General features: G+C 35.4%; 1 protein-coding gene. It reads right to left on the bottom strand.

Translation table 11 applies throughout. From position 1 onward, the window contains the following. Positions 1-250: 250 nt before the first annotated feature. The coding region (locus tag AOQ32_RS08465; protein WP_083994483.1) for a DUF3850 domain-containing protein at positions 251-503 on the bottom strand (253 nt) is incomplete at its 5' end.

Raw genomic sequence — 503 nt, forward strand, 5'->3', positions numbered from 1 at the left:
GTTGCCTGCTTCTTCATCTTTGAGCCAATGTAACGATTCTTTCGTTCAGCCTGAATGTATTTATTGAGAGTAAATGATTTTAGAACGTTTAGATTGAACTCAATCATGGCCATTAAATTTAAAATCACGAAGATACTTAAACATCAAATAGATAAACGCCCATACTACGCTTCCTGCTAACACCGTCAGTACTGCTGCAAACAGTACCAACAAATAAATTCCAACCGTACTAATCATCTACATACCCCGTTTAATATTTACCAATACCCAAAACAACGTAACCATCTTTCTGCTCGTAATCCGTCATATAAATGATTTTTCTTAAAATCGTATCGGCTTCATGAACTGAACTAGCTTTATAAGGTTGTGATGCCCAAGCAATGTCTGTTTGCTTATAACAATTCAACTCGCTGTTATATCTAGAAAGGGCCAACAAATCGCCAACATGATAGTCTCTATCATTCTTCCGAATTTCAAATGTTTTCAAGCCATTATTAACTAAA

The organism is Fructobacillus tropaeoli (assembly GCF_001047135.2).
GTDB classification, from domain to species: Bacteria; Bacillota; Bacilli; order Lactobacillales; family Lactobacillaceae; genus Fructobacillus; species Fructobacillus tropaeoli.